A 23698-nucleotide genomic window follows, 5' to 3' on the forward strand; every position below is an offset into this window, starting at 1 on the left:
TATTCTGACGAGGAGGTTTTTCATGACCGCTGCTGATCGCATGCTTGATCGCTACGCCGAATTGGCTGTGAAAATCGGCGTCAATGTCCAGCCGGGGCAAACCCTTGTCATCAACGCCCCCCTCTGCACGGCCGAACTGGTCCGCAAGATTGCCAAAACAGCTTACCTGACCGGAGCCAAACACGTGTATACCGAATGGACGGACGATGAACTAACCCGGCTCCAGTACGATCTCGCCCCGTATGAAGCGCTGACGGAATACCCGATGTGGAGAGCAAAAGCGTACGAGGAGCTGGCCGAGAACGGGGCTGTGTTTCTTTTTATCATCGCGACCGACCCCGATCTGCTCAAGGGAGTCAATCCGGAGCGGATCGCCGCTGCCGACAAAGCGATGAGAACTGCCATGTACACGTTTCGCAACTACACGATGAACAACAGCGTCAGCTGGTCGGTGATCGCAGCTCCCTCTCCTGCATGGGCCGCAAAAGTCTTCCCGAACCTGCCCGAAAGCGAGCAGGTGAGCGCCCTGTGGAATGCCATCTTCCGCGCCACCCGGACAGACGTGGACGACCCGGTGACAGCCTGGCGGAACCATCAAGCAGCACTGAACGAAAAGGTGACCTACTTGAACGGCAAGCAGTACCGCTGCCTTCACTTTAAAGCGCCCGGCACCGACCTGTCGGTCCAACTGCCGCCCGGTCACCGCTGGCAAGGAGGAGCCAGTGTGACCGCAAACGGCGTACCGTTTACAGCCAACATCCCGACGGAAGAAGTCTACACCGCTCCGTTGAAAGACGGGGTGAACGGCGTCGTTTCCAGCACGATGCCGTTGAGCCACAACGGCAATCTGATCGAGAACTTTACACTCCGTTTCGAGCGGGGACGCATCGTGGAAGTGACGGCAGAGACGGGCTTTGACGTATTGCAGAAGCTGATCGAGACGGATGAAGGCTCCCGCTACCTGGGAGAAGTGGCCCTGGTGCCGCATCAATCGCCCATCTCCCAGTCCAACCTGATTTTTTACAACACGCTGATCGACGAAAATGCCTCCAACCATTTGGCGATCGGGAATGCCTATCCGGTCTGCCTGGAGGGCGGAGACAACCTCTCCCCCGAGGAAATGGAGCAGCGCGGTCTCAACACCAGCCTCATGCACGTCGATTTCATGATCGGTTCGGCGGAAATGGACATCGACGGGGAACTGGCCGACGGCACACGCGAGCCCATCTTCCGAAACGGAAACTGGGCGTTCTAAACAACATCCTTCCTGCTTCCGGGCCGACGTCGGTCCGGGAGCAGACAAAAAAAAAAAAAAAAAAGCCGCCCGGCTGCGGCTGTCTCCCTGCACTTCTCCGCTTGCGCGAAAGACTGATACGGGAACGGCTGCCCTGGCGGCTCTCCTCTCTTAAACGGATGGATGCTTACCGCTTGTTGTAATGGCGCAGGTAGGCATCCTTCGCTATTTTTTCCTGGCAGTCAAAGCACTCGGTCATGTAGGATTCAGCCTGCTCTGTCATCGCTTGGCCGCACACGGTGCAACATTTGGCTTCCAGATTGCGGAAAAAGGTGGCGATCGGCGTCATGATTATAACCTCCCGACGTGTTCGTTGAGGTTATTGTATTATAACAGGGGTTGTTTTATAAAACGTTGTTATAAAACATTACGGCGCATTTTCGCTCGCTTGCTTCTGTTTTCTGTCCGTTTCTCCTGCTTTCGCTGTATTAATACTTTTTTGATTTTTCCGCGCTGTTTTACAACACAAGCGCACCCTGGACATGTTTTGATCAGATCAGCAGGTTAAACAGTGTCGGGTCCTTGGTTACCTCCACGTAGCGAATGCCATGCTTATTCATCCGGTCCACCAACGGCTGATAGTCCTCTCTGCACTTCAGCTCGATTCCGACAAGTGCCGGCCCGTTATCCTTGTTGTTCTTTTTCGTGTACTCGAAACGGACGATGTCATCGTGCGGCCCCAGCACTTTGTCGATAAACTCGCGCAGCGCTCCGGCCCGCTGCGGAAAATTGATGATGAAGTAATGTTTCAAGCCTTCATACAGCAGGGAACGCTCCTTGATTTCCTGCATCCGGTCGATGTCGTTGTTGCCCCCGCTGATGACGCAGACGACGTTTTTCCCTGCAATCTGCTCGCGGCAGGCGTCAAGCGCGGCAATCGGCAGGGCCCCGGCCGGTTCGACGACGATGGCGTTCTCGTTGTACAGTTCCAAAATCGTGGTGCATACTTTTCCTTCCGGCACCAGCACGATGTCGTCCACGATCTCTTTGCAGATTTCGCGGGTGAGCTGTCCCACCTGTTTGACCGCCGCCCCGTCCACGAACTTGTCGATCTCCTCCAGCGTGACGACGTCTCCCCTGGCCAGCGCCTCCGTCATCGAGGGAGCGCCGGCCGGTTCCACCCCGATTATGCGGGTGGACGGACTGACTCCCTTCACGTACGTGCCGACGCCCGCAGCCAGTCCCCCGCCGCCGATGCTCACAAACAGGTAATCGATCGGCTCCGCCATATCGTTCATGATTTCCGCTCCGACCGTGCCCTGTCCGGCAATCACCAGCGGATCGTCAAACGGATGGACGAACGTCATGTTCTGTTCCAGACAGTAGGCCATCGCCTCCGCAAACGAATCGTCAAACGTGTCGCCGACCAGCACTACGTCGACATACTCACCTCCGAACAGCTTGACCTGCGACACTTTCTGCCGCGGCGTCGTAGCCGGCATGAAAATATGGCCGCGAATCTGCAGCAGCCGGCAGGAGTAGGCCACGCCCTGCGCGTGGTTTCCGGCGCTGGCGCAGACCACTCCCCTTTGCCGCTCTTCATCCGAAAGGTGGCGGATCAGGTTGTAGGCGCCGCGAATTTTGAACGAGCGCACTACCTGCAAATCTTCCCGCTTCAAGTAGACGTTGCAGCCATACCGCTCGGACAGGAGCTTGTTTCGCTGCAGCGGCGTTTTCTCGATTACGTCTTTGAGCAAATGGTTGGCGACGATGATGTCTTCCATGTTGACAGCAGGCATGTGTTTTTAGCTCCTCCCCCTGATGGTGATATCGGCAGCGCGGAACATGCAAAAAGCCCCCGCCTCCAGCCTTCGGCGCATCGCGCACGACTGGCTGAGGCGAGGGCATCGCGGTACCACTCAGCTTCTCTGCTTTCCTCGCGAAAAACAGACTCGGCGAGTTCCCCTGAGCAGAACTCCCGCCCGGTAACGGGGGCGTGACCGTTGCCCTGTACTCAAATCGGCGATCCCGTTCTTTCCAAGGCACAGCTCCAAGGTGATATTCAAAACAGGCCAGCGGCTGTCCTTTCAGCACGAGGGACAGCTCTCTGTGCGCCGCTTCTGTTTTTACTCGTCCTTTTCCGCGCTGTTCAACCAAAAAGAACTATTTAAATTAGTAAGAAATTATAGTCATTTTGCCATGCATTGTCAATGCTTTGCCACTTCCCCCGCCAAATAAAAAAGCGGGGTCCGCCGTCCCCACTTGGTTTTGCTAAGATAGTTACACCGCTTCGTAGATCGCTTCGTAGCGCTTGCCGATCTCCTCATCGCTCATGCCGGCGTCGCGCAGACGCTTGATCAGCGCAGTAGCCCAGATTTCCGAGCGCTGTGCCATCTTGGCGTACTTTTTCGCCTCTTTTTCCCTGCGCTTGGCGCGATCCTCGCCGTTGGACTTCAGGTTGTCGAGGATGAACAGCATGTGCAGCGTCTCGTCCTCGTTCAAACTGGTCCAGTTGTCGTTCAGAAACGCAACCACTTTCTTATAGTATCCGTCAAACTCTTCAAAGGAAATCTCCGTATCCATGTTCAGATATTCCTTCATTTTGTCAAACAGCTCTTGCATCTTTCGTCACAACTCCCTCGTTTTTTTCTGCCCTATTATAGCAAAAAACGGGACAAGGGAGAAAGCCGCATCATGGTCAGATTGGCGGCGCTGTCCCTTCGGATTGTGATGACAAAAACGGGACGGAAAAATTCTGCCGGAAAAGCAGGTGTGGAGCGAATTCATTTTGGCACAGGTCCAGGCAGCGGTATAATGAAGGGACAACCACCTGTGAAGGAGATCGGCACGCATGAACAAATCGTCGCAAAAGGAAGCCGCCATTCGCATCGGCCAGCAGATGACCCTGACGATCAAAAGTCTCGGCATCAACGGCGAAGGCATCGGCTATTACAAACGAAAAATCGTCTTTGTGGATAAGGCCTTGCCCGGGGAGGTGGTGCACGCCGAAGTGACGGACGTCAAGGAAACGTACGCCATCGCCAAACTGGTGCGCGTGGTGGAGCGCTCCCCTGCGCGGGTCGAGCCGCCCTGTCCGGTCTATGAGGAATGCGGCGGCTGCAGCCTGCAGCACATGGATTACCAGGCCCAATTGGCCAGCAAGCGGGAGCTGGTGATCGAATCGCTGCGCAAGTACGCCCGGCTGGAGAATCCGCCGGTGGCGGAGACGATCGGCATGGACAACCCCTGGGGCTACCGCAACAAGGCGCAGTTTCAGGTAGGACGGCAGAACGGCCGGCTGGTGGCCGGCCTGTACCAGACCGGCAGCCACCGCCTCGTTGACCTGGAGGAATGCCGCGTGCAGCACGAGGCGACGAACGAGATCGTCCGCACGGCGCGGCAGATCATGGAGGAGCTGGGCATTCCCGCGTACGATGAACGAAAACGGACCGGTGTCATCCGCACCATCGTCGCCCGCGTGGCCTTTGCCACAGGCGAGACGCAGCTCACGCTGGTGACGGCGACCGAGGAGTTTCCGCGCGTCAAGGAACTGATCCTGGAACTGCGCACCCGTCTGCCCGGCCTGGTCAGCATCGTGCAGAACGTCAATCGAAAAAAGACGTCGCTGATCTTCGGCGACTCCACCCGCCAGCTCTGGGGAAAACCGTCGATCGCGGAGCAGTTGGGGGAGCTGTCGTTTGACCTGTCGGCCCGCGCCTTTTTCCAGCTGAACCCGGAGCAGACGCGCAAGCTGTACGAGGAAGTGAAAAAAGCCGCCGGGCTGACCGGCAGCGAACTGGTGCTGGACCTCTACTGCGGCACGGGGACAATCGCCCTCTGGCTGGCGCCGTACGCCCGGGAAGTCCGGGGCATCGAATTGATTCCCGCTGCAGTCGAGGATGCCCGCCGCAACGCCGAGAAAAACGGGGCCGCCAACGCCACCTTCCACGTCGGCCGCGCCGAGGTGCTGATGCCGAAGTGGGCCAAGCAGGGCGTAAAACCGGACGTGGTCGTGGTTGACCCGCCCCGCACCGGACTGGACGACGCCCTGATCCGCTCCCTCCTGGAGGTGCAGCCGCAGCGGATCGTCTACGTCTCCTGCAATCCGTCCACTCTGGGCAAAGACGTGGCGAAGCTGCTGGCCCGCTACGAACTTGTCAGCGTCCAGCCGTTGGATATGTTTCCGCATACGAGTCATGTGGAGAGTGTGGTGTTGCTTACTTTGAGAGGGGCAAAAGAGTAAGTCCGTTGTTTTTCTGACACCCCTGAAACCAAGGGGCTGTTTGCCCTCTGCCCGCGTCGCGTTTTGGTGCGGACGCGATCCGCTTCTTTGCTGGTCGTCAAGAGAGCGAGCGGTCCCTACCACCCATGCGCCATGGACTTTGTCTGCACACGGAGACACGGAATTGCTGTTCCGTGTCTTTTTGCTGTAATTACAACGTTTTATATTAAATAACGGTTGCATGGAGTTCCCCGTTTGCTGATTGGGCGTATCGAGGGATTCGTCCCGCTTCGACAAAACCGATCGACGTATAGAGGTAATTGGACCGATCTCCTTCCCGCGTGTCGAGCACCAAAAGCGATAGCGGCCTTCCTGTTTTGCCCGCTCTTCCGCTTTTTGCATGAGCGAGCGGTTGCTATACTCTGGCAGCCCATATTTCGATTTCAATTTTAATTTCAGGCAAGCCCAGTGCAGAAATATAGCCAACGGTCATCGCAGGATAGTCATTTCCGAATAACTTGTCCCACTCGGCGTAGAAGAAATCCCAATCAAGTTTTTCCGTGGCCCAGATATTCACTTTAATGATATGTTCGCTTGTCAAGTTTTCCGATTCCAGAATTGCCTTGATATTGGCGAATGTATGAACCACCTGCTCATTCAAAGCCGCTGGTATCTCCCCTTGAGGGGTTACGCCAATTTGTCCTGATGCCACAAACAGCTCGGCACCTCTCGGGATTTTGGTGATGTGCGTGTACTTCCCAACTGGCGCCGGGACAGTTGCGGGATTGGTTCTGGTAATTTTTCCGCTCATTACAGCAACACCTCGTCATGTTGGATTGTTTACCGTGATGACACGCATGTTCGCGATCTCTATTTTGAGTGCGGACACTCCCTTTCTCTTAAAAAGTAAGTTTTCTACAGTATACATAAATCATGGGGTATAATAAACAATCATCTGCCAAAAAATGCTATATTTTCAAACCTTACACCGCTGTCGGCATTCATGGAAAGACGGCAATGAAAAAAGAAAGGAGTGGTACTGTGCATGAAAAAAAGAAAACCCGCCTGGTATAAATGGGCGGCTTTCACGGTTTGTGCCGTATTGTTAGCGGGCATTAGTCTTTTGGCTCCCAAACCAGGCAGTGAACAGCCCCGTACAGGCGCCATTTTGGATGTCGTTTATCCCAAGGCTTATGCCTTTGACGACCATGACACATGGAGTGAGGTTCGCGAGCAAAATCCTGTTGCGGATGATTTTATTGAGGCCATCAACGAATTCTCGTATAAGACTAGCCCCCATATCCTGAATAACGGCGGCAAAAACGTAAATTACTCCCCCCTCTCGCTCTACTTTGCGCTGTCGCTTGCCGCATCCGGTGCTAAGAACGAGACACAGGCACAATTGCTTCATGTATTGGGTGTTTCCGATCCGGCATTTCTTTTGGAACAGTCAGGAAATTTATACCGCACGCTTTACAGGGACAATGACATTGGCAAGCTGAAAATCGCCAATTCCATCTGGATGAATCAAGAGCACGATGGGAACCCGGTTCAATTCAAACATGACTTTGTAAAACACGCAGCAGAACATTTCTATGCAAGTTCCCACATTGTCGACTTTGCCAAGGAAGAAGCCGGAAAAGCGATGGCTGCCTGGATATCAGCCAATACGAACGGTACACTGTCTCCCAGGCTGGAAACGAGTGCGGATCAAATCCTGTCAATCCTGAATACCGTATACTTCTATGACGAATGGGTTGATCAATTTGATAATGAGAAAACAGCCGTGGATGTGTTCCACCTCGCAGATGGTCATGATGTACACGTCGAGTTTATGAATCAGACGTTTGGGACCGGAAGCTATGCAAAAGGAAAGGGGTTTACTCGCGCCGGCCTGGGGCTCAAAAATGGGGGACAAATGGTATTTATCCTGCCGGATCGCGGGGTATCCCCTTACGAGCTGCTTTCATCCCCCGAGCAAATGCGGAATGCGTTTGAAGAAGGCGAGGACAGCCATGGGCAAATCGTCTGGAAAATCCCCAAATTCAGCTTTCAGTCAAACCTTGACCTGGCCAACGTTCTCAAAAAACTTGGCGTGATTTCAGCCTTCACACCCAGGGCAGACTTTAGCGGTATTACCGATTACACAGCATTTTTTTCCAGAGTCCTTCAAGGAACACATATCGCGATTGACGAAAACGGCGTGGAAGCGTCCGCCTATACGCTGATCGCCTATGCCGGTTCCAGGCCGCCGGAAAGCCGGGCAGAAATGATTCTTGACCGGCCCTTTATCTACGGGATTACGGCGCCAAACGGCAGCCTGCTGTTTGTGGGGATATGCGAAAATCCTGCTGAATAACAGCGATTCATTTGCTCCTTTCGAGCTGCGTGGAACGTGTGGCACTGTATGGATTTGTCTGTTTGAAGCCAGATTGTTAAGATAGTACCAACGTCATAATCAGGAGGCTGCCAGATGTTGAACATCATTATTACGAGTGTATTGGTTGACGATCAAGAGAAGGCATTGAGGTTTTATACAGAAACACTGGGGTTTGTCAAAAAGCAGGACGTTCCCATGGGGAAATTCAGGTGGATCACGCTTGTTTCTCCCGATCAGCAAGACGGTACCGAGCTGTTGCTCGAGCCAAATGACCATCCTGCCGCCAAAGCGTATCAGCAGAAGATCTATGCCGATGGCATCCCCGCAACCATGTTTGGCGTTGCAGATATTCAGAAAGAATACAATCGATTGGTGGAACAGGGCGTGAAGTTTACGAAGGAGCCGACCAAAGTCGGTGACGTCACAATCGCCGTCTTCGACGATACATGCGGCAACCTTATTCAACTGGTACAGAAGTAACTGTGTTAAACGAACGGGCCGCACCATCGCTGGAGTGGCTTTCACTAGACCCTGTGTTTTACCAACTACCAGATGAAAGTCGCGATCGTCGGTGATTTCAGCAACTACCAAAGCAACAGCCTGAACGCCTTCATGTACGAATCCAATCAGGGAAATATGGTCTTATTCAAGGAGACCGAATCCGACGCCCTAGAGGCACTTCACCAGATATCAGCGTGAAAGCCAAAAAGTGGGAGAAAGAATATATTGAAGTGGAAAAAGCCGGTTTGAAAGTGAATGTGAAACAGAATGCAGAACCACGAACGGGAGCATGTGCAACACAGGCTCCCATTTTTTCGTGTAAAGCAGGGGGGCCCGCATGGCCAGACGCAAAAAAAGGGCCTAATAGCCCCTTTTTTGCGTCTCATGATTCACCGGCCGTGTCAGCGCAGCTTGGCCGGGTCCACCTCCGGCACAAGACCTTCCGCCGCTGCCCGCGTGAGCAGAGCGGTGACCGCCTCATACCCTTCTTCGCCCAGGTCGGCGGTAAACTCGTTTACGTACAGGTTGATGTGCGCTTTCGCCACATCGGGGTCCATCTCTTGCGCGTGGTGCAGCACGTACTCACGCGACGCTTCCGGGTGAGCCCATGCGTATTCGACTGACGCGCGGATCCAGCCGGCGATGGCCTTTTGATCGAGCGAACGGCGAGCGATGATCGCCCCCAGCGGAATCGGCAGGCCGGTATCTTCTTCCCACCAGCTTCCCATGTCGGCCAATAGGCTGAGTCCGTACGAGGGGTACGTAAAACGCGCCTCGTGGATGACCAATCCGGCGTCGATCAAGCCGTCACGCACCGCCGGCATGATTTCGTGAAAGGGCATCACTACGATCTCGCCAACACCTCCCGGCACGTTGCGGGCGGCCCACAGGCGGAACAGGAGGTAGGCGGTTGAGCGTTCGCTGGGGACCGCCACGCGACGACCGGACAGCACCCCCGGATCGTTGCTGCCAGTCTTGGTCAGCACCAGCGGTCCGCACCCCCGGCCCAACGCCCCTCCGCACGGGAGCAGCGCGTACTCGTTGAGCACCCACGGCAGGGCTGCATACGAAATCTTGAGTACGTCCGGCCCGTTGGGTGCCGCTGCCAGGCCGTTGGTAATGTCGATGTCGGCGTATGTGACATCCAGCTTGGGTGCGCCGGGGATCAGGCCGTGCACCCAGGCGTGGAATACAAACGTGTCGTTGGGACAAGGCGAAAAGGCAATTCTCATCGTAGCACCTCCAGGAATACTGAGCTTGCTGCCTCCAATGCGTTCAGCGCCTCCGCGATGCGCCAGGAGGCACGGTCACGCGGTCCGACCGGGTTGGAAATGGCACGGACCTCCAGGACGGGGAGGCCGCATTGACGGGCGGCAACAGCCACGCCATAGCCCTCCATCGCTTCAGCAGCCGCCCCGGGCACACGCACGCCCAATGTACGAGCGGTCTCAGCGGTGCCTGTCACAGTCGTTACCGTCAGGACGGGGCCGGTGCTGACGGGCAGCCCCGCCTCGCGCAGCGCCTCGGTCACACGGGCCGCCCACTCAGCGGGGACCTGGATGCGGGCAGAACCGAATCCCAGCTCGTCCACGCTCAAGAAGCCGTCCGGAGTCTCCGCCCCCAGGTCTGCGGCGATAATCTCGTTCGCCACCACCAGGGAGCCCACTTCCGCCCGTCCCGTAAAACCGCCGCCGATGCCGGCAGACACGACCAGGTCGTACGGGCCAACAGCCAGGGCCCGCGCCGTACTGGCTGCCGCTGCCGCCGCGCCGACGCCCCCTGCCAGCACGTCAAAGCGGCGGTCGCCGCGCAGTCCGCGCAAGACCACGTCTCTCTCTGCCGGAACAGCGGTCATCACGAGCACGCGCATGTCCGCTTTCCGCCGTTCGTGACCGATACCTTCGAGCGATCCCGTTTGCGGGTCCATCTTCATCTCTCTGATCTCTCCTCATTCATGATGCGTATATCCTTCCAACCTTCATGCACGTTCACACTCTTCCTCAACGTTATCGCTATCTCGTCTTCCTGTAAAGTTGTTTGCCAAAAACGATGTGCTCGGCCAGCGGTACGATCAACGCCATCAAGTCTTCCGTGAAACATGTGCCGAACCAGGAAACGATCACCATAGGACACAAGACCCATCTTTGCCGTTTTTTGCAGTCCGAAAGCAACGAATGTCTCTCTCAAACGTCTACTAGATTGGTAGATTTCTTCCGCCTACACGGCAGATCTTGTACGGGAACATTTTTCACGCAATAAGGAGGATTGTGAATTGAAACGATACCGCTTGCTGATGAGTCTGCTCCTCCTGCTGTTTGGGCTGCAGCCGATCGCAACGGCAGCTCAGCCGCAGACGAGCACAGGGGTGACCGCCAATGCTGCCGTCGGCCAATCGATTCCCCCGACAGTCCCGCCGGACATCGTCAATGGAACGGCTCCGCAACCTGTCATCAATCCGAACGCCGGTGCCGAGGGGAGCAGCACCCCTGTGAACCAGTCCCAGCAGGAGATGCGCGCCGCATGGGTGAGCACGGTGTACAACATCGACTGGCCGTCGAAACAGGGCCTGAGCATCGACGCGCAAAAACAGGAGTACATACGCTTGCTGGACGAGCTGAAAGCGACCGGCATGAACGCCATCATCGTCCAGGTGAGAGCGGAATCGGACGCCATCTACCCTTCCGCTCTCGTTCCCTGGTCCAAATGGCTGACCGGCACGCAGGGAAAACACCCGGGCTATGATCCGCTCGCCTTCATGATCGAAGAAACGCATAAGCGCGGCATGGCGTTTCACGCCTGGTTCAACCCGTTCCGGGCCAGCACGAACAAAGATCCGGGAAAACTGGCGGCAAATCACCCCGCCAGACTGCATCCGAATTGGGTCGTGCCTCACAATAACCAACTGATCTTCAACCCGGGCATTCCGGAAGTGAGGCAGCACGTGATCGCCACCATTCTGGAAGTGGTGAACAAGTACGATGTTGACGGCGTGCACCTGGACGATTATTTTTATCCGTACGGGCAGGAAGCGTTTAAGGACGATGCGACGTATGCCGCCTACAATCAAGGGAGATTTGCCAATAAAGGCGATTGGCGCCGCGACAACATCAACACCTTCGTCCGCGACCTGTACCAGTCGATTAAACGCGTAAAGCCGCAGGTGGAGTTCGGGATTAGCCCGTTCGGCATCTGGCGCAACGCGAAGGACGACCCCACCGGTTCGGACACGAACGGCCAAAGCTCCTACGACAACCTGTACGCCGACGTCCGCACGTGGATTCGCAGCGGCTGGCTCGATTACGTAGCGCCTCAGCTCTACTGGAGCATCGGGTACAAGCCGGCCGCGTACGACAAGCTCGTCCACTGGTGGGCGGCGGAAACAAACGGCACCCCCGTCAAACTCTACATCGGTCACGCCGCGTACCGCGTGGGCAGCAACACGACCGACTGGGCGACCAGCGATGCGCTGATCAAGCAGCTCCAACTCAACAAGGCGTATCCCCAGGTAAAAGGCAGCATCTTTTTCAGCGCCAAAACGCTTCTGAACAATACCGCAGGGGTGGGTTCCAGCCTGAAACAGTACTATGCGGCGCAAACCCCGTAACAACGGGCCAAGAGCCGAAGCGGCGCGGTTCACGTCACCTGCAGCCGACGGCTTTGCTGACACACATAGTGCCTCTGTAGACAACCTGCGGAAAAATCAACAAGGATCGTGCGGACATCCCGCAACGATCCTTGTTTTTTGACGGGAACGGCGGTTGCCGCCCCCCTAGTGATAGCCCCGTTCGCCAAACGGCTGCAGCTTTTCCATCCAGGTTTCCTCCAGCTTTTTCAGCTTGTCCTTGGTCTCCTGGTATTTGTCCTGCTTCACTTCCAGGCGCTCCACCACCTCAATGTCAAAGGCGTCTTTCCCGTATTCGTTCCACTCCTGCTGCAGCTTACTGTTTTTGTGACTGCCGTAATTCAGCTGGAATTGCGTGCCGTTTATGGTCTTCAGGTTCATGGTGCTGCCGATGAACACTTTCCCGTTTTGTCGGTTGGTAATCCGGTAGACACCCGCCTCAGTCTTCATTTCCTTGTACAGTTGTTTCAGTTCCGCTCGTCGATCCATCGGTATCTCTTCCTTTCCCTCAAAATCACGCTTTCAGCCAGTATTGGCTGCCGTCGTCCTTTCGATCCAGAAACCCGTAGTCGATCAAATACCGTCTGACGGTAACGTAGTCGTCATACACCGCCTGCAAGATCTGATTGACTTCTTTTTCCGTGTAGATGCGCTCAGGCTGAAACCGCTTGGCGATTTCCCGCAGCACCACCAGTCTGTGTTTTTCCTTCGAGGGGAAAGTCTTCAATGATCCATCGGTTCCTGCCGGGAAGTACTTTTTCAATAACTTGTCGTACTCGTCCAGCGTCACATTGTACCGATCGTCCACCATTCTGGCGGTGTGATGCACATCAATGAAGGTCGGCGCGTACTTGTCCCGTTCTTTCAACAGCTCCATCAACGTCAAAAACACCTTGGCCTGACGCTCCTTCTCCTTCAAGGCAAAGCGGTGATTCCGGATCGTGGAAGCGCTGCCGATGCCCAGCTCCTTCTGCACGTCCGCGTCGCTATTTCCCTGGTAAAACAGGCGCAGCAGACGGTTTTGATGGTCCGTCAGGCCGGTCAGCTTTTTGTCCAGCCGGATCAGGTAGTCAAACACGGACTGATGCGCCTGTTCAATGTGAACGCGCATATACCGCTCCGCTTCATAGAAAACGCCGTCAGCCGGATAGACGACGCCTTTCTCCAGCCGCTTGCCGCAAAGCAGGCATACAACATGTTCGTCCTGCAGAATGTACCCGCGTTTCAATTCCTCCAACGAGGCGTTCCAAAACAGTTCCGATACGCCAATCACACAAACACACCCTTGTTTTGTTTATATTTTTATAGACATTTTATTGTTTTGTCTATAATTTTGTCAAGGTGTGCTTGTATCCATTCGCAGGCGAACGGAGAAAAGATCGTGTCTCCGTCTATTTTTTCTATTCTGAACATATCTGAAAATGCGCAAGCGATTGGACAGTTAATGGTATAATAAAAACATAATTATTATCGTAGGAGGGGAATGAATGGAAGAAACGCTCAAACAACATGCCACTCATAAAAAATTGACCCTCGGCAAACTGCTCAAGAGGGCGCTGTTCATCCTGATCGGGTCTGGCCTCGTCTCCGTCGGGCTGGAAATCTTTCTGGTCCCAAATCACATCATTGACGGTGGAATAGTCGGGATATCTATCATCTTGTCCCACTTGACAGGCTGGACGCTCGGGTTGTTCCTGTTCCTGCTCAATCTGCCGTTTTTGATCGTCGGCTATAAACAAATCGGAAAAACGTTTGCAATTTCAACGCTGTTGGGCGTTACAGCCATGTCGATAGGAACCACGATGCTGCACGACGTTCGTCCGTTGACGGAAGACCCGCTCCTGGCAACCGTATTTGGCGGCATCATTCTCGGCATTGGTGTGGGCTTGGTCATCCGCTACGGAGGATCGTTGGACGGCACGGAGATTGTGGCGATCCTGTTTAACAAAAAGACACCGTTTTCCGTCGGTGAGATCGTCATGTTCTTCAACGTGTTTATTCTCGGAAGCGCCGGTTTCGTGTTCGGCTGGGACCGTGCCATGTATTCGCTGATGGCGTACTACATCGCCTTTAAGATGATTGATTTGACGATTGAAGGGTTTGAAGGCTCCAAATCGGTCTGGATCATCAGCGACAACTACAAGGAAATTGGAGACGCCATCGTCGCCCGGCTGGGACGGGGTGTAACGTACCTCCGCGGAGAAGGCGGATATACCGGCGACGACAAAAAAGTGGTGTTCTGCATCATCACTCGCCTGGAGGAAGCCAAGCTGAAGCTGATTGTCGAGGAAGTGGACCCCGGCGCATTTCTCGCCGTCGGCAACATTCACGACGTTCGCGGCGGGCAGTTTAAAAAGAGGGATATTCACTAACCGTTTGACAGGAAAACCGTGCCTGCTGGTGCAGAGGGGCACGGTTTTCGTTTTTTCCTGTCTTGTATTCTTTATAATTTGATTTGTAAGTCCGCCCGTCTTCTGCGGCAGCATCGACACCACCCGGCTCGCCTGTTCCAATGCCTGCGGAGACAGATTCAGCATCCAGAGCGGATCACCCGCTCCTGTTTCACCTCGTCCCGTTCCTTCAGATCATTGGCGGGCGGAAACAGCATCGCCACTGTCGTCCCCCTGCCCGGTTCGCTCTCGACGCGTATCTCTCCACCGTGCGCCAGCACCAACTGCTTGGCAATCGCCATGCCCAGGCCGGACCCGCTGGCGTCTTCCTGCGTGTGACCTCCCCGGTAGTACCGTTCAAACAGGTTTTCCTTCGTCTCTTCGTCCATTCCCGGGCCGTCGTCTGCCACCTTCACGACAAACCCACCGCCGCTGTTTGGTCCGACTGACACCAGCACGTTGGTTCCGGGCGGCGTATGCTTCACCGCGTTGGCCAGGACGTTGGCGACGATCCGCCGGAACCATTTGCCGTCCACCTGCCCCAACAGCGACGCCACCTCCGGTTGAAAGCGGATGACGTGCCGCTCCGTCCCGGGGTCGTTGACCGTATCGACGACGATGCGCCGCACCTGTTCCACGATCTCCGCTGTTTTCTTCACCATCGGCAGGGCGTTGTTCTTCAGCCGGTACGTCAGGTTCAAATCCTCGATCAACCCGGTCATGTAGTCGGCCTTTTCCCGAATAATCCCGCCGAACCGGCGAATCTCGCCGGGCCCCCATTCGTACTGGTCCGATTCCAGGATGGCCGCGTAGCCGTAAATGGAACTGAGCGGCGTCTTCAAATCGTGGGACAGGCCGGTGATCCACTCTTCCCGGGTCCGTTCCATGTCCTTTCTCCGCCGTTCGCTGTCGCTCAGGACGACCGTCAAATGCTGCAGAGCGTCAAAGATGTCCTGAAACACGGCAAACGACTTCTTCCGCCTGCCCCTGCGTGTGGTGCCCACGAGCCTGCCGTTTCGGCCTGTCGGTTCTTGATAGCGTCCGTTTGCCAACTGTTCCAGCCAGTTCATCATGTGCAAGAGCGGCTGACCCACCCTGCGCCCGTACCACAGAGCAGCTGCGAGCACAACCAGCACCAGGATCAGCACGATTTTTAACAACGCCTCCTGCACCAGGCGATCGCTGTTCTCGGCGGCGGAGGTGCCGGGGCGGTAGAGCGGATTGGGGACGCCGACAACAAACGTGCGGCCGGTAGCCTCATCGTAGCGGCTGATGATATTGACCGGCCGGCTTCTCCGCTCCTGTTCCGCCTGCAGTATCTCAGCCGCCTCCAGCCGTTTGGCCGCCTGCGGATTGTTCCACTGCTCCACAAGGCTCCCCTGTCTGTCGTACACGGCCAGCCAGGCGTTGTGTTGGCGAAACGCCTCCTGCACTTCGCTCCCTGGCGCCGGACGGGAGACAGCATTTTCACCGGCCTCCCGCGGCAGCACCAGATGCAGCAGCCGAACCTCCGGCGCCGGGGTGCCGTACAGCACCAAATAGCTCTCCTCTCCCGACCGGATCGTCCAGATACGGGTGTGATGCGGAAAGCCGCTTTCGGGCTGAGCAAGCCCCACCAGTTCGCCCGGCGTGTACCGGCGCGGCACATCAGGCGGACAGTTGTAGGCGTAGACCGCTTCGCCGTTTCTGTCGATGACCTGCAGCCAGCCGTTTTGATTTTTTACGCTGTGCTCCACGTCCTCGTCGACGCGGACGCCATTTTTGTCCACAGCAATGAAGAACAAGGACAAGTCGCTGGCGCTGAGGAGGCTTAAATCGGTTGCCATTTCCCTTTTTGTGAGCTGGTAGCCTAACAATGCGAGCGAGATCACCAGCACGACGATCAGCACCACAAAAAACAGGAGCAGCTGGCGGAAGTGATGGACGATCATTTTGCGGCGCAGCCTCATCGCTTCCTCCCGTCAGCCACCAGTTTGTAGCCCAAGCCTCTTACCGTGACCAAGTATTTCGGCTGGCTCGGATTTTCTTCAATTTTCTGCCGCAGCTTGTGAATGTGGACCATGACCGTGTTTTCGTCAAAGAAGCCGTACTCGTTCCAGACGTGCTCGTATATCTGTTGCTTGGTGAGGACGCGGTTGGGACGCTCACAAAAAAAGAGCAGCAGGCGAAAGACCTGGGCGGAGCATTCCACCTGCTTGCCGTCGACGATCAGTTCGGCCGCCGCGACGTTTACCTGAAACCGGCCGAAATCGTATACGCGGCCGGAATCGTATGGCTGCTCCCTGGACTGGGACAGCGTCCGGCGCAGGTGTGCCTTCATCCGCGCCACCACTTCCAGCGGATGAAACGGCTTGGTGATGTAATCGTCCGCTCCGTACGCAAAGCCGCTCAGCTTGTCATAATCGGAGTCGCGGGCGGTCAGGAAAAAAATCGGCGCCTGCGTTCGCTGCCGTATCGCGGTGCACAGCTCAAACCCGCTCCTATCCGGCAGCATCACGTCCAGAATCAGCAGGTCGTAAGCCTTCTTCTCGATGAGCCGGATGGCCTCTTCCGCACGCGTGCAGGTGTCCACGTTGCGGAACCCCTCTTTTTCAAGCACGGTTTTGAGCATCTGCAAAATCGCTTCTTCATCATCGACCAGCAATATGTGCGCTTGGTGTTCCACAGCCGTTCCCTCCTTGTGTTTTCATCATACCACGTGATTGAGCGCGGGCGGGTGACGACCGGCATGTTTAAGAAAACGATAAGGAAGCGATTGGGGAGAAATAAGGCTCTCCTTTTACACTGAATCGTGAAAGGAGAGGAATCAACATGTGGGAAGTTTGCTTTCAAGAGTGTACCCGTCTGTTGCGGAGCGTGAAGTCGCTCATTACCGTCGCTGTGATCGTCGGGATCTCCTATTGGGTCTCCGATCTGGTCAATCAGGTAGCAGACATATTCTCGGAAAAGGAGCTGGCGCACGGACATGCGCTGGGCGTGTTCGTGCTGGTGATGCTTTTCGGGCCGCTGTTTGTGTTTGGCCTGTCCCATGACATCATGAACCGGGAACTGTCCAGCCGGACGATCCGGTTTTTGCTTACCCGTACCTCGCGGGCGAGCATCGTGCTCGGCAAATGGTTCGGTGTCCTGCTGTTCTGGACGTGCTGCATGCTGGTCACGTTTGGCGTCCTGTTCGCCTCCGTCCGCACGTTTGACGCCAACACGCTGTGGCAGTGCATGACGCTGTTGGTGTACAGCACGTCCCTCGCGCTGTTGATGTCCATCGCGGTGCCGCGCCCCAGCTACACGATGTTTGCGGGGATCGTCCTGGGGTTGGGACTGCCCTTTCTCGGCCTCTGGACGCTCGTCTCCTCCCATGCCACGGCGAAGTGGATCGGCTATCTGACCCCCTACTTCTACATCGAAAAAGGGGGCGCGTTCACCGGCGTCATCTGGCTGTACGCACTGCTCTTTCTCAGTGCGTCCGTCTATCTGTTTCAACGGAGGGATTGCTAGTGGCACTCGTGGAAACCAACCAGTTGACCAAGCGTTTTGGCGAGCGAACGGTCGTCGACGGCGTCACCCTGTCCGTAAACGCCGGCGAAATCTTCGGGTTTTTGGGAAAAAACGGGGCTGGCAAGTCGACGTTCATCAACATGCTGACGGGCATTATCCGCCCCACTTCCGGTACGATCCGCATGTTTGACGGCGTCGGCCAGCCGGATGACTGGAAGCGGCGGATCGGCGTCCTGCCCGACTACTCCACCTTTTACGACTCACTGACGGCTCTGGACCACCTGCGCTATCTGGCACGGGTCAAAGGCATCCGTCTCAGCAAAAAGGAGTGCGAGCGCATCCTGGAGGACGTCGGTCTGGCGGAACACGCCGGACGAAAGGCAAAGACGTTTTCCTTCGGGATGAAGAAAAAGCTGGGCATCGCCCAGGCGCTGGCGGGCGATCCGGAGCTGCTGTTTCTCGACGAGCCGACCTCCGGCGTGGACGTGGAGTCGGCGCTGCAGATTCAGCAACTGCTGCTCAGGCTGCACAAGCAGGGAAAAACCATATTCATGACCTCGCACAACCTGCATGAGGTGGAAAAAATCTGTACGCGGATCGCGATTATGAAGGCGGGGAAGATTGCCTCCCTGGGCAGTCTGGCTGAACTGCAGGCGGCGCATCGCTCCTGGCGCACCGTCCGTGTCCGCCACTCCCAATTGGCCGCAGAACAGAAGCCCGAGCTGGTCGCCTTCGCCGAATGCATCGGCCGCCATCTTCAGTGGGAAGAGGGCCGGTTCTCCCTGCAGGTGGACGACGACCAGAACGTGGCTGCGCTGGTGCGGGCGCTGGTGCAGGCCCGCGTGGACATTTACGGCGTCCACGTGGAGGAGCCGTCCCTGGAGCGCATTTTTCTCGAGGAATGACGAAGGAGAGGGATTATCCCTCTCCTAACGTTTGCTTTATAAAGACCGGCAGATGAAAACACTGATGGATGATGCCCTCATCGACATACCGCGTATCCTTTCCGGAGACGCGCCCGGCTACCGGCTGATCGTACGTCTTCGACCCGAGGGTAAAGCTCCACAAGCCTCCCGGGTACGTGGGCACAACTGCCGTGTACATGCGGGTGATCGGAAACAGTTGGCTGATGTTGCGGTACGTCTGCCCCATCACATCGGCGTGAAAGATGGGGGACTGGCTCTGGCAGACCATCAGCCCGTCCGCTTTCAGCGCCTGTTGCACATGCTCGTAAAACGAATAGGAAAACAACTGCTCCGCCGGGCCGATGGGATCGGACGAATCGACGATGATCACGTCGTAGGTATCTTTCATCTCGCGGACAAACTCCACCCCGTCGCGATACAGGAAACGGACGCGGGGGTCCGACAAGCCGCCCGACACTTCGGGCAGATGCTGTTTGCACACCTGCACAACGCACTCGTCTATCTCCACCAAATCAACCTGTTCCACTTCCGGATATTTGCACACTTCACGGGCCGCCCCGCAATCTCCACCGCCAATCACCAGAACGCGGCGAGGCTGGGGATGAAACGCCAGCGGCACATGGGCAATCATTTCATTGTAAATAAATCCATCCATTGATGTTGTTTGCACAACTCCGTCCAAGACAAGCATCCGGCCAAAATCGTAGGAATCGAGAATCATCACATGCTGAAACGCTGACTGTTCCTCGTGGATCACTTCACGAATCCGGTAACGAATCATCAGGTTCTCCCGTTCGTTCTCGGTCAGCCAGCACGAACCGGCGCTGTTTTGAACAAACTTGGGCAATACGCTCATTTCTCACCCTCCTGAAAAACAAATAGAATCATTATCACCCTATCGAAAAATCGAATGATTTTCAAGGATGCGCGCGCTGCCCCCCCTCAGGCGACAATTTCCCAAAGCTCTTCCAACCGTTTGATCACAGCGAGGGGCTTGTGATCCGTAGCAGGCGGCACGCCGGCGGGATTCAGCCATACTGCCGAGAGGCCTGCATCCATCGCGCCGGCGATGTCAGCTGTCCAGTTGTCCCCGACGAACAGCGCTTCCGCCGGGGAAGCCCCCAAGCGCTCAAGTACAGCCGCGAAAATGCGCCGGTCCGGCTTGTGCCAGCCAATCTGCTCGGAGACGAACACCCTCTCAGCGGGAAAGAGGGGGGTGAGCCCCAGGCGTTCAATTTTTTCAAACGCCATGTCCGCAGGTCCATTGGTGACAATTGCCAGGGTGTACCGTTCTTCAAGCTGCGTCAGCAGCGACTGAACGGCGCGGTCGGGAACGACGGCTGCCATGCAGGCGGCCACATACTGCTCCTGAAAGTCGTCCAGCCGGTCTGTCTCCGCCCGGCGCCCAAATTCGGCGAGGGTGCGCGACAGCCGCAGGCGGCGCAGTTGGTCAAAGTTGATCCGCTTCTCCCGGATGTCCGCCCACAAGGCGTCGCTGTGCCGCTGCAGCGCCTCGTACACGGCATCGGGGTCAAGCCCGATCGTCAGCGGGTGGGATGCGATCGTCTGCCGCATGCCCTTTTCCCAGCAAGCTGAAAAATCAAACAGCGTGTCGTCCAAATCAAACAAGATCAGCTGAAAGTCCGGCATGGCCCTCCTCCTTTGCAAGCGTTTCATCGATGCGCCGGTTGTGCGCAAAAAAACAGCCCCCATCTTACCCATTGTAGAAGAAAAACGGGTAAAATGGAGAGGCCATTGTTGTCAGGCTGACCATGTTGTTGGTTATCCGCTGGTCTGCCCGCTCGGCATCGCCTCAGCCAGCGCGCGGGCCAGATCGTCCGGCAGCGGGACCGAGCGTCGCGCAACCGTGTCGATCATCACCATCGTCACGTCGGCGTCTGCCGCCCGTTCGTCCTGCTGATTGTACAGCTCCTGGCGGATGACGAAACTTTTCTCCCCGATTTTCACCACGGAAGTGCGCACCTGCACCTGCTCCAGCATCCGCAGTTCCTTGCGGTAGTTGATCTGGATGCTGACCACGACCGGCATGATCTGCCGCCGCTTCAGCTCCTCCAACGTAAACCCCTGCTGAAACATCCAGTCAAACCGGGCCCACTCCATGTACTCCAGGTATTTGGCGTTGTTGACGTGCCCGATCACGTCGATGTCGGTCGAACGAACGACCAGATCAAACAGATGCAGCATCCCCATCGCCCCTCTCTTCCTTCGCCTGTCTTTTTTCCAGTATAGCGAATGACCGCCGCTGAGTGAATATTCATTCGCAATATTCAGAAGGATTCTGCTGTTTTTTCTTCTCACATTCCTTATAATGAAAGCGTACAGACACATGAGGGAACCGCACGCTGAAAGGGACCTGATCCCTGTCAGGCGGGCGTTGGGACAGCTTGGTTACCACACCGGTTGCACGCCGGCCGGATCGGCGTGATGCGCCGGTGCGCAGGCAGCCGGACGTTTTCCCATCTTCCGGGAGGTGAAACACAATGGCACGTACCCTGTTTGAATGCGATGTACCCGGCGTTCCCCTCACCTAGCCGGTGCGGGAACGATCCTCGGATGTCCCCCCGGCACGCGACACGCAACACACCACATTTCCGGGAGGGGCTAACATGATGAATCCACAGTGGAAACAGCAGTTGATTGGAGGCGTGTGCCTCACGCTTGCCGCCGCTATCTGGGGCGGCGTATACGTCGTCAGCAAAGTGGTATTGGATGTAATTCCGCCGTTTACGCTCCTGATCATCCGCTTCACCATCGCGCTGGTGGTACTGGGCGCCTTTGTCGCAGCGCGGCGGGAGTTTATTGCGAGACGGGATTTTCCGCTCATCATGACCGTCGCGTTTGTCGGCGTCACGATTTCGATTGCCGCCCAGTTTGTCGGCACCAAACTCTCTACCGCCCACATGGGAGCGCTGATTACCTCGGCGTCGCCCGCCTTCATCGCCCTCTTTGCCGTCTGGCTGTTGAAGGAACGGATAAATGGACGGCAGTTGACCGGCATCCTGCTGGCCACCGTGGGCGTGCTGATCGTGATCGGCGTCCCGGACGAGGCTGATGCCCAATCGTCCCTGATCGGCAACCTGATTCTGCTGCTGGCAGCGGTCAGTTGGGGATTGTACACGGTGTTGAGCAAAAAGGCGACGCTCCGCTACTCATCCCTGTCGGTGACGACTTACGTGGCCTTGTTTGGCATCATCTTTACCAGTCCGTTAATGGTGTGGGAACTGTCGGTGACGCCCGTCACCTGGGGGTTCGGCTGGGAGATTTGGGCCGGCGTGCTCTACATCGGCATCATCTCCACGGCGGGGGCGTTTTACCTGTGGAACAAAGGATTTGAGCTGATGCAGGCGGGCAGCGGGGCAGGATTTTTCTTCATCCAGCCAGTCGTGGGCGCGCTGCTCGGCTGGCTGCTGTTGAACGAGCATCTGGGCCTCGGCTTTTTTGCGGGAGCCGCGTTCATCTTTGGCGGCGTCGCCCTGTCCAACCTGCAGCAAGCGGAATCGTACGAGAAAAACGAAGGCACACCCCATTAGGGTGTGCCGCTTGTTGTTTCCTGGTATTTCGCGCCCCCTGGCTGACGAACGCATCCCACGAGGAAGCCGATCGCAGCTCCGCATACTGCGGGGAGCAGCCAGCCGATGCCTTCGTTGTAAAGCGGAAGGTGTGCAAATACCGACGTGATCCCGTCAAGCGAAAGCCCGAACTGTTTGAGCCCATCGACGATGCTGATAATTGCGGTAGCGATGGTGGCTCCGACGTACACTTCCGAGTATCCGCGGAACAGGCGATGCAGGAAGGAGAGCAGCATCAGCACAATCGCGATCGGATAGATCATCAGCAGCACGGGAACGGAAATGGCAATCAACTGGGTCAAGCCGACGTTGGCCACTGCCGCGCTGAACAGGCTCAGGATCAGCGCCATGGTTTTGTAGGACACGCCCGGCAGCCGTTCCGAAAAGAAATGGCTGCAGGCGGTCACCAGACCGACCGACGTCGTCAGGCAGGCGAGTATGACACCGGCTCCGAGCAGCAGCAGTCCCTTCCCGCCAAACAGGTGCTGAACCACCGTTGTCAGGATTTGCCCGCCATTTTCAGACTGACCCAGCGAGTGGCTGGTCACCCCCAGGTACGCAAGGGCGAGATAGACCAGCGCCAATCCGGTGGCGGCGATCACTCCCGCCTTGACAGTGGCCCACCCGAGCTTTTTGCGTCCGGTGATGCCGCGGTCCTCGATCGCGGACGTGACAACGATGCCGAACACCAGCGCAGCCAGGGCGTCAAGGGTGAGATACCCTTCCACGAAGCCCTTGAAGAACGGCGCCGTTTGGTACGCTTCGGCAGGCTCGCCCGCTGATCCAATGGGATGCAGGAACGATTGGACAAACATCACCGCAATGATCAGCAGCAGGGCCGGCGTCAGCACCTTTCCGATGCGGTCCACCAGTTTGGAAGGACGCAAACTCAGCCAGAAGGTGACGGCAAAATAGACCAGTGTAGTGAGAAACAGCGGCACCCAGCTCGTCTTCGCGCTTTCAGGGAGAAACGGCAGCACGCCCATCTCGAAGGCAACCGTTCCGGTCCGAGGAATCGCCAGAAACGGCCCGATGGCCAAATAGACGACAACGGTAAATACGGCGCCAAATACCGGGTGAACCCGGCCTGCCAACATCTGCAAATTTCCGCCGCTCATCCCGGTGGCAATGACACCCAGGAGCGGCAACCCCACACCAGTGATGATAAACCCGGCCATGGCCTCCCATGCATGGGTACCCGCGGCTTGCCCCAAGGCCGGCGGGAAGATCATGTTGCCCGCTCCGAAGAACAGGGCAAACAGCATCAGCCCGATGGTCAGGGTTTCTCTATGGGTTAATTCTCTCATGGTTTTCCTCCCCAACTCTCAGGTAAATTGA

General features: G+C 56.6%; 24 protein-coding genes, 1 pseudogene and 1 other annotated feature. Of the genes and pseudogenes, 10 read left to right on the top strand and 15 right to left on the bottom strand.

Annotation, left to right across the window (positions count from 1 at the left end; translation table 11 throughout):
- Nucleotides 1-22 precede the first annotated feature (22 nt).
- Nucleotides 23-1255 carry an aminopeptidase gene (locus ETC00_RS06140; protein ID WP_171565079.1) on the top strand — a complete coding sequence of 411 codons (1233 nt, stop codon included), beginning with the start codon at nt 23-25 and terminating at the stop codon, nt 1253-1255.
- 166 nt (nt 1256-1421) lie between these two features.
- Here the strand turns inward: ETC00_RS06140 and yhfH are convergent, their stop codons facing one another.
- The 3 genes from yhfH to ETC00_RS06155 all read right to left on the bottom strand — a co-directional run bounded on the left by yhfH (nt 1422) and on the right by ETC00_RS06155 (nt 3856).
- Nucleotides 1422-1583 carry a protein YhfH gene (yhfH, locus tag ETC00_RS06145; RefSeq protein WP_171565080.1) on the bottom strand — a complete coding sequence of 54 codons (162 nt, stop codon included), beginning with the start codon at nt 1581-1583 and terminating at the stop codon, nt 1422-1424.
- A gap of 202 nt (nt 1584-1785) precedes the next feature.
- Nucleotides 1786-3033: a threonine ammonia-lyase IlvA gene (gene ilvA / locus ETC00_RS06150; RefSeq protein WP_171565081.1), complete on the bottom strand. Its 1248-nt coding sequence runs from the start codon at nt 3031-3033 to the stop codon at nt 1786-1788.
- Between the two features lie 92 nt (nt 3034-3125).
- Nucleotides 3126-3386 (bottom strand) — a binding site (T-box leader).
- 128 nt (nt 3387-3514) lie between these two features.
- The gene (locus ETC00_RS06155; protein ID WP_171565082.1) at nt 3515-3856 is read right to left on the bottom strand and encodes a hypothetical protein; all 342 of its coding nucleotides are present in this window, start codon (nt 3854-3856) and stop codon (nt 3515-3517) included.
- A 229-nt stretch (nt 3857-4085) separates the two neighbouring features.
- Here ETC00_RS06155 and rlmD point away from each other — a divergent pair, with 229 nt between their 5' ends.
- Nucleotides 4086-5477 carry a 23S rRNA (uracil(1939)-C(5))-methyltransferase RlmD gene (gene rlmD / locus ETC00_RS06160; RefSeq protein WP_171565083.1) on the top strand — a complete coding sequence of 464 codons (1392 nt, stop codon included), beginning with the start codon at nt 4086-4088 and terminating at the stop codon, nt 5475-5477.
- Nucleotides 5478-5682: 205 nt separating this feature from the next.
- On the opposite strand, the pseudogene ETC00_RS20620 reads toward rlmD, so the two are convergent.
- Nucleotides 5683-5867: pseudogene (locus ETC00_RS20620) on the bottom strand (GNAT family N-acetyltransferase); the annotation flags it as partial.
- A gap of 4 nt (nt 5868-5871) precedes the next feature.
- On the bottom strand, nt 5872-6267 hold the full coding sequence (locus tag ETC00_RS06165) for a RidA family protein (protein ID WP_171565084.1): 396 nt from the start codon (nt 6265-6267) through the stop codon (nt 5872-5874).
- Between the two features lie 234 nt (nt 6268-6501).
- Between ETC00_RS06165 and ETC00_RS06170 the strand changes: the two genes are divergently transcribed.
- From ETC00_RS06170 to ETC00_RS06180, 3 genes are all read left to right on the top strand, one after another.
- A complete protein-coding gene (locus tag ETC00_RS06170; RefSeq protein WP_171565085.1) occupies nt 6502-7815 on the top strand; it encodes a serpin family protein in 1314 nt (437 codons plus the stop codon).
- Nucleotides 7816-7932: 117 nt separating this feature from the next.
- Nucleotides 7933-8316 carry a VOC family protein gene (locus ETC00_RS06175; protein WP_171565286.1) on the top strand — a complete coding sequence of 128 codons (384 nt, stop codon included), beginning with the start codon at nt 7933-7935 and terminating at the stop codon, nt 8314-8316.
- Between the two features lie 51 nt (nt 8317-8367).
- Nucleotides 8368-8535 carry a DUF4180 domain-containing protein gene (locus ETC00_RS06180; protein ID WP_256379860.1) on the top strand — a complete coding sequence of 56 codons (168 nt, stop codon included), beginning with the start codon at nt 8368-8370 and terminating at the stop codon, nt 8533-8535.
- Nucleotides 8536-8738: 203 nt separating this feature from the next.
- On the opposite strand, the gene ETC00_RS06185 is transcribed toward ETC00_RS06180, so the two are convergent.
- Nucleotides 8739-9569 carry a 1,4-dihydroxy-6-naphtoate synthase gene (locus ETC00_RS06185; RefSeq protein ID WP_171565087.1) on the bottom strand — a complete coding sequence of 277 codons (831 nt, stop codon included), beginning with the start codon at nt 9567-9569 and terminating at the stop codon, nt 8739-8741.
- Nucleotides 9566-10264, bottom strand: a complete 699-nt coding sequence (locus tag ETC00_RS06190) for a futalosine hydrolase (RefSeq protein ID WP_216369327.1) — start codon at nt 10262-10264, stop codon at nt 9566-9568. Before ETC00_RS06190 ends, ETC00_RS06185 begins: the two co-directional genes overlap by 4 nt.
- A 345-nt stretch (nt 10265-10609) precedes the next feature.
- On the opposite strand from ETC00_RS06190, the gene ETC00_RS06195 reads away from it, so the two are divergent.
- Entirely contained in the window at nt 10610-11941 is a 1332-nt protein-coding gene (locus tag ETC00_RS06195) for a glycoside hydrolase family 10-like protein (RefSeq protein WP_230077786.1), read from the top strand.
- Nucleotides 11942-12106: 165 nt separating this feature from the next.
- On the opposite strand, the gene ETC00_RS06200 is transcribed toward ETC00_RS06195, so the two are convergent.
- Both ETC00_RS06200 and ETC00_RS06205 read right to left on the bottom strand, forming a co-directional pair.
- On the bottom strand, nt 12107-12448 hold the full coding sequence (locus ETC00_RS06200) for a GIY-YIG nuclease family protein (protein ID WP_171565088.1): 342 nt from the start codon (nt 12446-12448) through the stop codon (nt 12107-12109).
- Nucleotides 12449-12473: 25 nt separating this feature from the next.
- Nucleotides 12474-13229, bottom strand: a complete 756-nt coding sequence (locus tag ETC00_RS06205; protein WP_171565289.1) for a DUF2087 domain-containing protein — start codon at nt 13227-13229, stop codon at nt 12474-12476.
- Nucleotides 13230-13446: 217 nt separating this feature from the next.
- Between ETC00_RS06205 and ETC00_RS06210 the strand changes: the two genes are divergently transcribed.
- Nucleotides 13447-14331 carry a YitT family protein gene (locus tag ETC00_RS06210; protein ID WP_171565089.1) on the top strand — a complete coding sequence of 295 codons (885 nt, stop codon included), beginning with the start codon at nt 13447-13449 and terminating at the stop codon, nt 14329-14331.
- Nucleotides 14332-14489: 158 nt separating this feature from the next.
- On the opposite strand, the gene ETC00_RS06215 is transcribed toward ETC00_RS06210, so the two are convergent.
- The gene (locus ETC00_RS06215) at nt 14490-16298 is read right to left on the bottom strand and encodes a sensor histidine kinase (RefSeq protein WP_171565090.1); all 1809 of its coding nucleotides are present in this window, start codon (nt 16296-16298) and stop codon (nt 14490-14492) included.
- A complete protein-coding gene (locus tag ETC00_RS06220; RefSeq protein ID WP_171565091.1) occupies nt 16295-17014 on the bottom strand; it encodes a response regulator transcription factor in 720 nt (239 codons plus the stop codon). Before ETC00_RS06220 ends, ETC00_RS06215 begins: the two co-directional genes overlap by 4 nt.
- 146 nt (nt 17015-17160) lie before the next feature.
- On the opposite strand from ETC00_RS06220, the gene ETC00_RS06225 reads away from it, so the two are divergent.
- Nucleotides 17161-17844: an ABC transporter permease gene (locus tag ETC00_RS06225; RefSeq protein ID WP_171565092.1), complete on the top strand. Its 684-nt coding sequence runs from the start codon at nt 17161-17163 to the stop codon at nt 17842-17844.
- Complete coding sequence (locus ETC00_RS06230; protein WP_171565093.1) at nt 17844-18749, top strand: ABC transporter ATP-binding protein; 906 nt, start codon at nt 17844-17846, stop codon at nt 18747-18749. The genes ETC00_RS06225 and ETC00_RS06230 overlap by 1 nt, the downstream gene beginning before the upstream one ends.
- A 13-nt stretch (nt 18750-18762) precedes the next feature.
- Here the strand turns inward: ETC00_RS06230 and speE are convergent, their stop codons facing one another.
- From speE to ETC00_RS06245, 3 genes are all read right to left on the bottom strand, one after another.
- Nucleotides 18763-19626: a polyamine aminopropyltransferase gene (speE, locus tag ETC00_RS06235; RefSeq protein ID WP_171565094.1), complete on the bottom strand. Its 864-nt coding sequence runs from the start codon at nt 19624-19626 to the stop codon at nt 18763-18765.
- Nucleotides 19627-19712: 86 nt separating this feature from the next.
- Nucleotides 19713-20420, bottom strand: a complete 708-nt coding sequence (locus ETC00_RS06240) for an HAD family hydrolase (protein WP_171565095.1) — start codon at nt 20418-20420, stop codon at nt 19713-19715.
- 132 nt (nt 20421-20552) lie between these two features.
- On the bottom strand, nt 20553-20975 hold the full coding sequence (locus ETC00_RS06245) for an acyl-CoA thioesterase (protein ID WP_368509264.1): 423 nt from the start codon (nt 20973-20975) through the stop codon (nt 20553-20555).
- 422 nt (nt 20976-21397) lie between these two features.
- On the opposite strand from ETC00_RS06245, the gene ETC00_RS06250 reads away from it, so the two are divergent.
- Nucleotides 21398-22321: a DMT family transporter gene (locus ETC00_RS06250; RefSeq protein WP_171565097.1), complete on the top strand. Its 924-nt coding sequence runs from the start codon at nt 21398-21400 to the stop codon at nt 22319-22321.
- Here the strand turns inward: ETC00_RS06250 and brnQ are convergent.
- Complete coding sequence (brnQ, locus tag ETC00_RS06255) at nt 22318-23667, bottom strand: branched-chain amino acid transport system II carrier protein (protein WP_171565098.1); 1350 nt, start codon at nt 23665-23667, stop codon at nt 22318-22320. The genes ETC00_RS06250 and brnQ overlap by 4 nt on opposite strands.
- Nucleotides 23668-23698 lie beyond the last annotated feature (31 nt).

This window comes from Brevibacillus sp. MCWH (assembly GCF_013096935.1).
GTDB classification, from domain to species: Bacteria; Bacillota; Bacilli; order Brevibacillales; family Brevibacillaceae; genus Brevibacillus; species Brevibacillus aydinogluensis.

What these genes read in the sequence shown, in the direction of transcription:
- ETC00_RS06155 (WP_171565082.1), bottom strand. Translation starts at nt 3,856, where the DNA reads ATGCAAGAGCTGTTTGACAAAATGAAGGAATATCTGAACATGGATACG.
- ETC00_RS06215 (WP_171565090.1), bottom strand. Translation starts at nt 16,298, where the DNA reads ATGAGGCTGCGCCGCAAAATGATCGTCCATCACTTCCGCCAGCTGCTC.
- brnQ (WP_171565098.1), bottom strand. Translation starts at nt 23,667, where the DNA reads ATGAGAGAATTAACCCATAGAGAAACCCTGACCATCGGGCTGATGCTG.
- ETC00_RS06200 (WP_171565088.1), bottom strand. Translation starts at nt 12,448, where the DNA reads ATGGATCGACGAGCGGAACTGAAACAACTGTACAAGGAAATGAAGACT.
- ETC00_RS06140 (WP_171565079.1), top strand. Translation starts at nt 23, where the DNA reads ATGACCGCTGCTGATCGCATGCTTGATCGCTACGCCGAATTGGCTGTG.
- ETC00_RS06185 (WP_171565087.1), bottom strand. Translation starts at nt 9,569, where the DNA reads ATGAGAATTGCCTTTTCGCCTTGTCCCAACGACACGTTTGTATTCCAC.
- ETC00_RS06210 (WP_171565089.1), top strand. Translation starts at nt 13,447, where the DNA reads ATGGAAGAAACGCTCAAACAACATGCCACTCATAAAAAATTGACCCTC.
- ETC00_RS06240 (WP_171565095.1), bottom strand. Translation starts at nt 20,420, where the DNA reads ATGCCGGACTTTCAGCTGATCTTGTTTGATTTGGACGACACGCTGTTT.
- ETC00_RS06165 (WP_171565084.1), bottom strand. Translation starts at nt 6,267, where the DNA reads ATGAGCGGAAAAATTACCAGAACCAATCCCGCAACTGTCCCGGCGCCA.
- speE (WP_171565094.1), bottom strand. Translation starts at nt 19,626, where the DNA reads ATGAGCGTATTGCCCAAGTTTGTTCAAAACAGCGCCGGTTCGTGCTGG.
- rlmD (WP_171565083.1), top strand. Translation starts at nt 4,086, where the DNA reads ATGAACAAATCGTCGCAAAAGGAAGCCGCCATTCGCATCGGCCAGCAG.
- ETC00_RS06225 (WP_171565092.1), top strand. Translation starts at nt 17,161, where the DNA reads ATGTGGGAAGTTTGCTTTCAAGAGTGTACCCGTCTGTTGCGGAGCGTG.
- ETC00_RS06245 (WP_368509264.1), bottom strand. Translation starts at nt 20,975, where the DNA reads ATGCTGCATCTGTTTGATCTGGTCGTTCGTTCGACCGACATCGACGTG.
- yhfH (WP_171565080.1), bottom strand. Translation starts at nt 1,583, where the DNA reads ATGACGCCGATCGCCACCTTTTTCCGCAATCTGGAAGCCAAATGTTGC.
- ilvA (WP_171565081.1), bottom strand. Translation starts at nt 3,033, where the DNA reads ATGCCTGCTGTCAACATGGAAGACATCATCGTCGCCAACCATTTGCTC.
- ETC00_RS06170 (WP_171565085.1), top strand. Translation starts at nt 6,502, where the DNA reads ATGAAAAAAAGAAAACCCGCCTGGTATAAATGGGCGGCTTTCACGGTT.
- ETC00_RS06190 (WP_216369327.1), bottom strand. Translation starts at nt 10,264, where the DNA reads ATGGACCCGCAAACGGGATCGCTCGAAGGTATCGGTCACGAACGGCGG.
- ETC00_RS06250 (WP_171565097.1), top strand. Translation starts at nt 21,398, where the DNA reads ATGATGAATCCACAGTGGAAACAGCAGTTGATTGGAGGCGTGTGCCTC.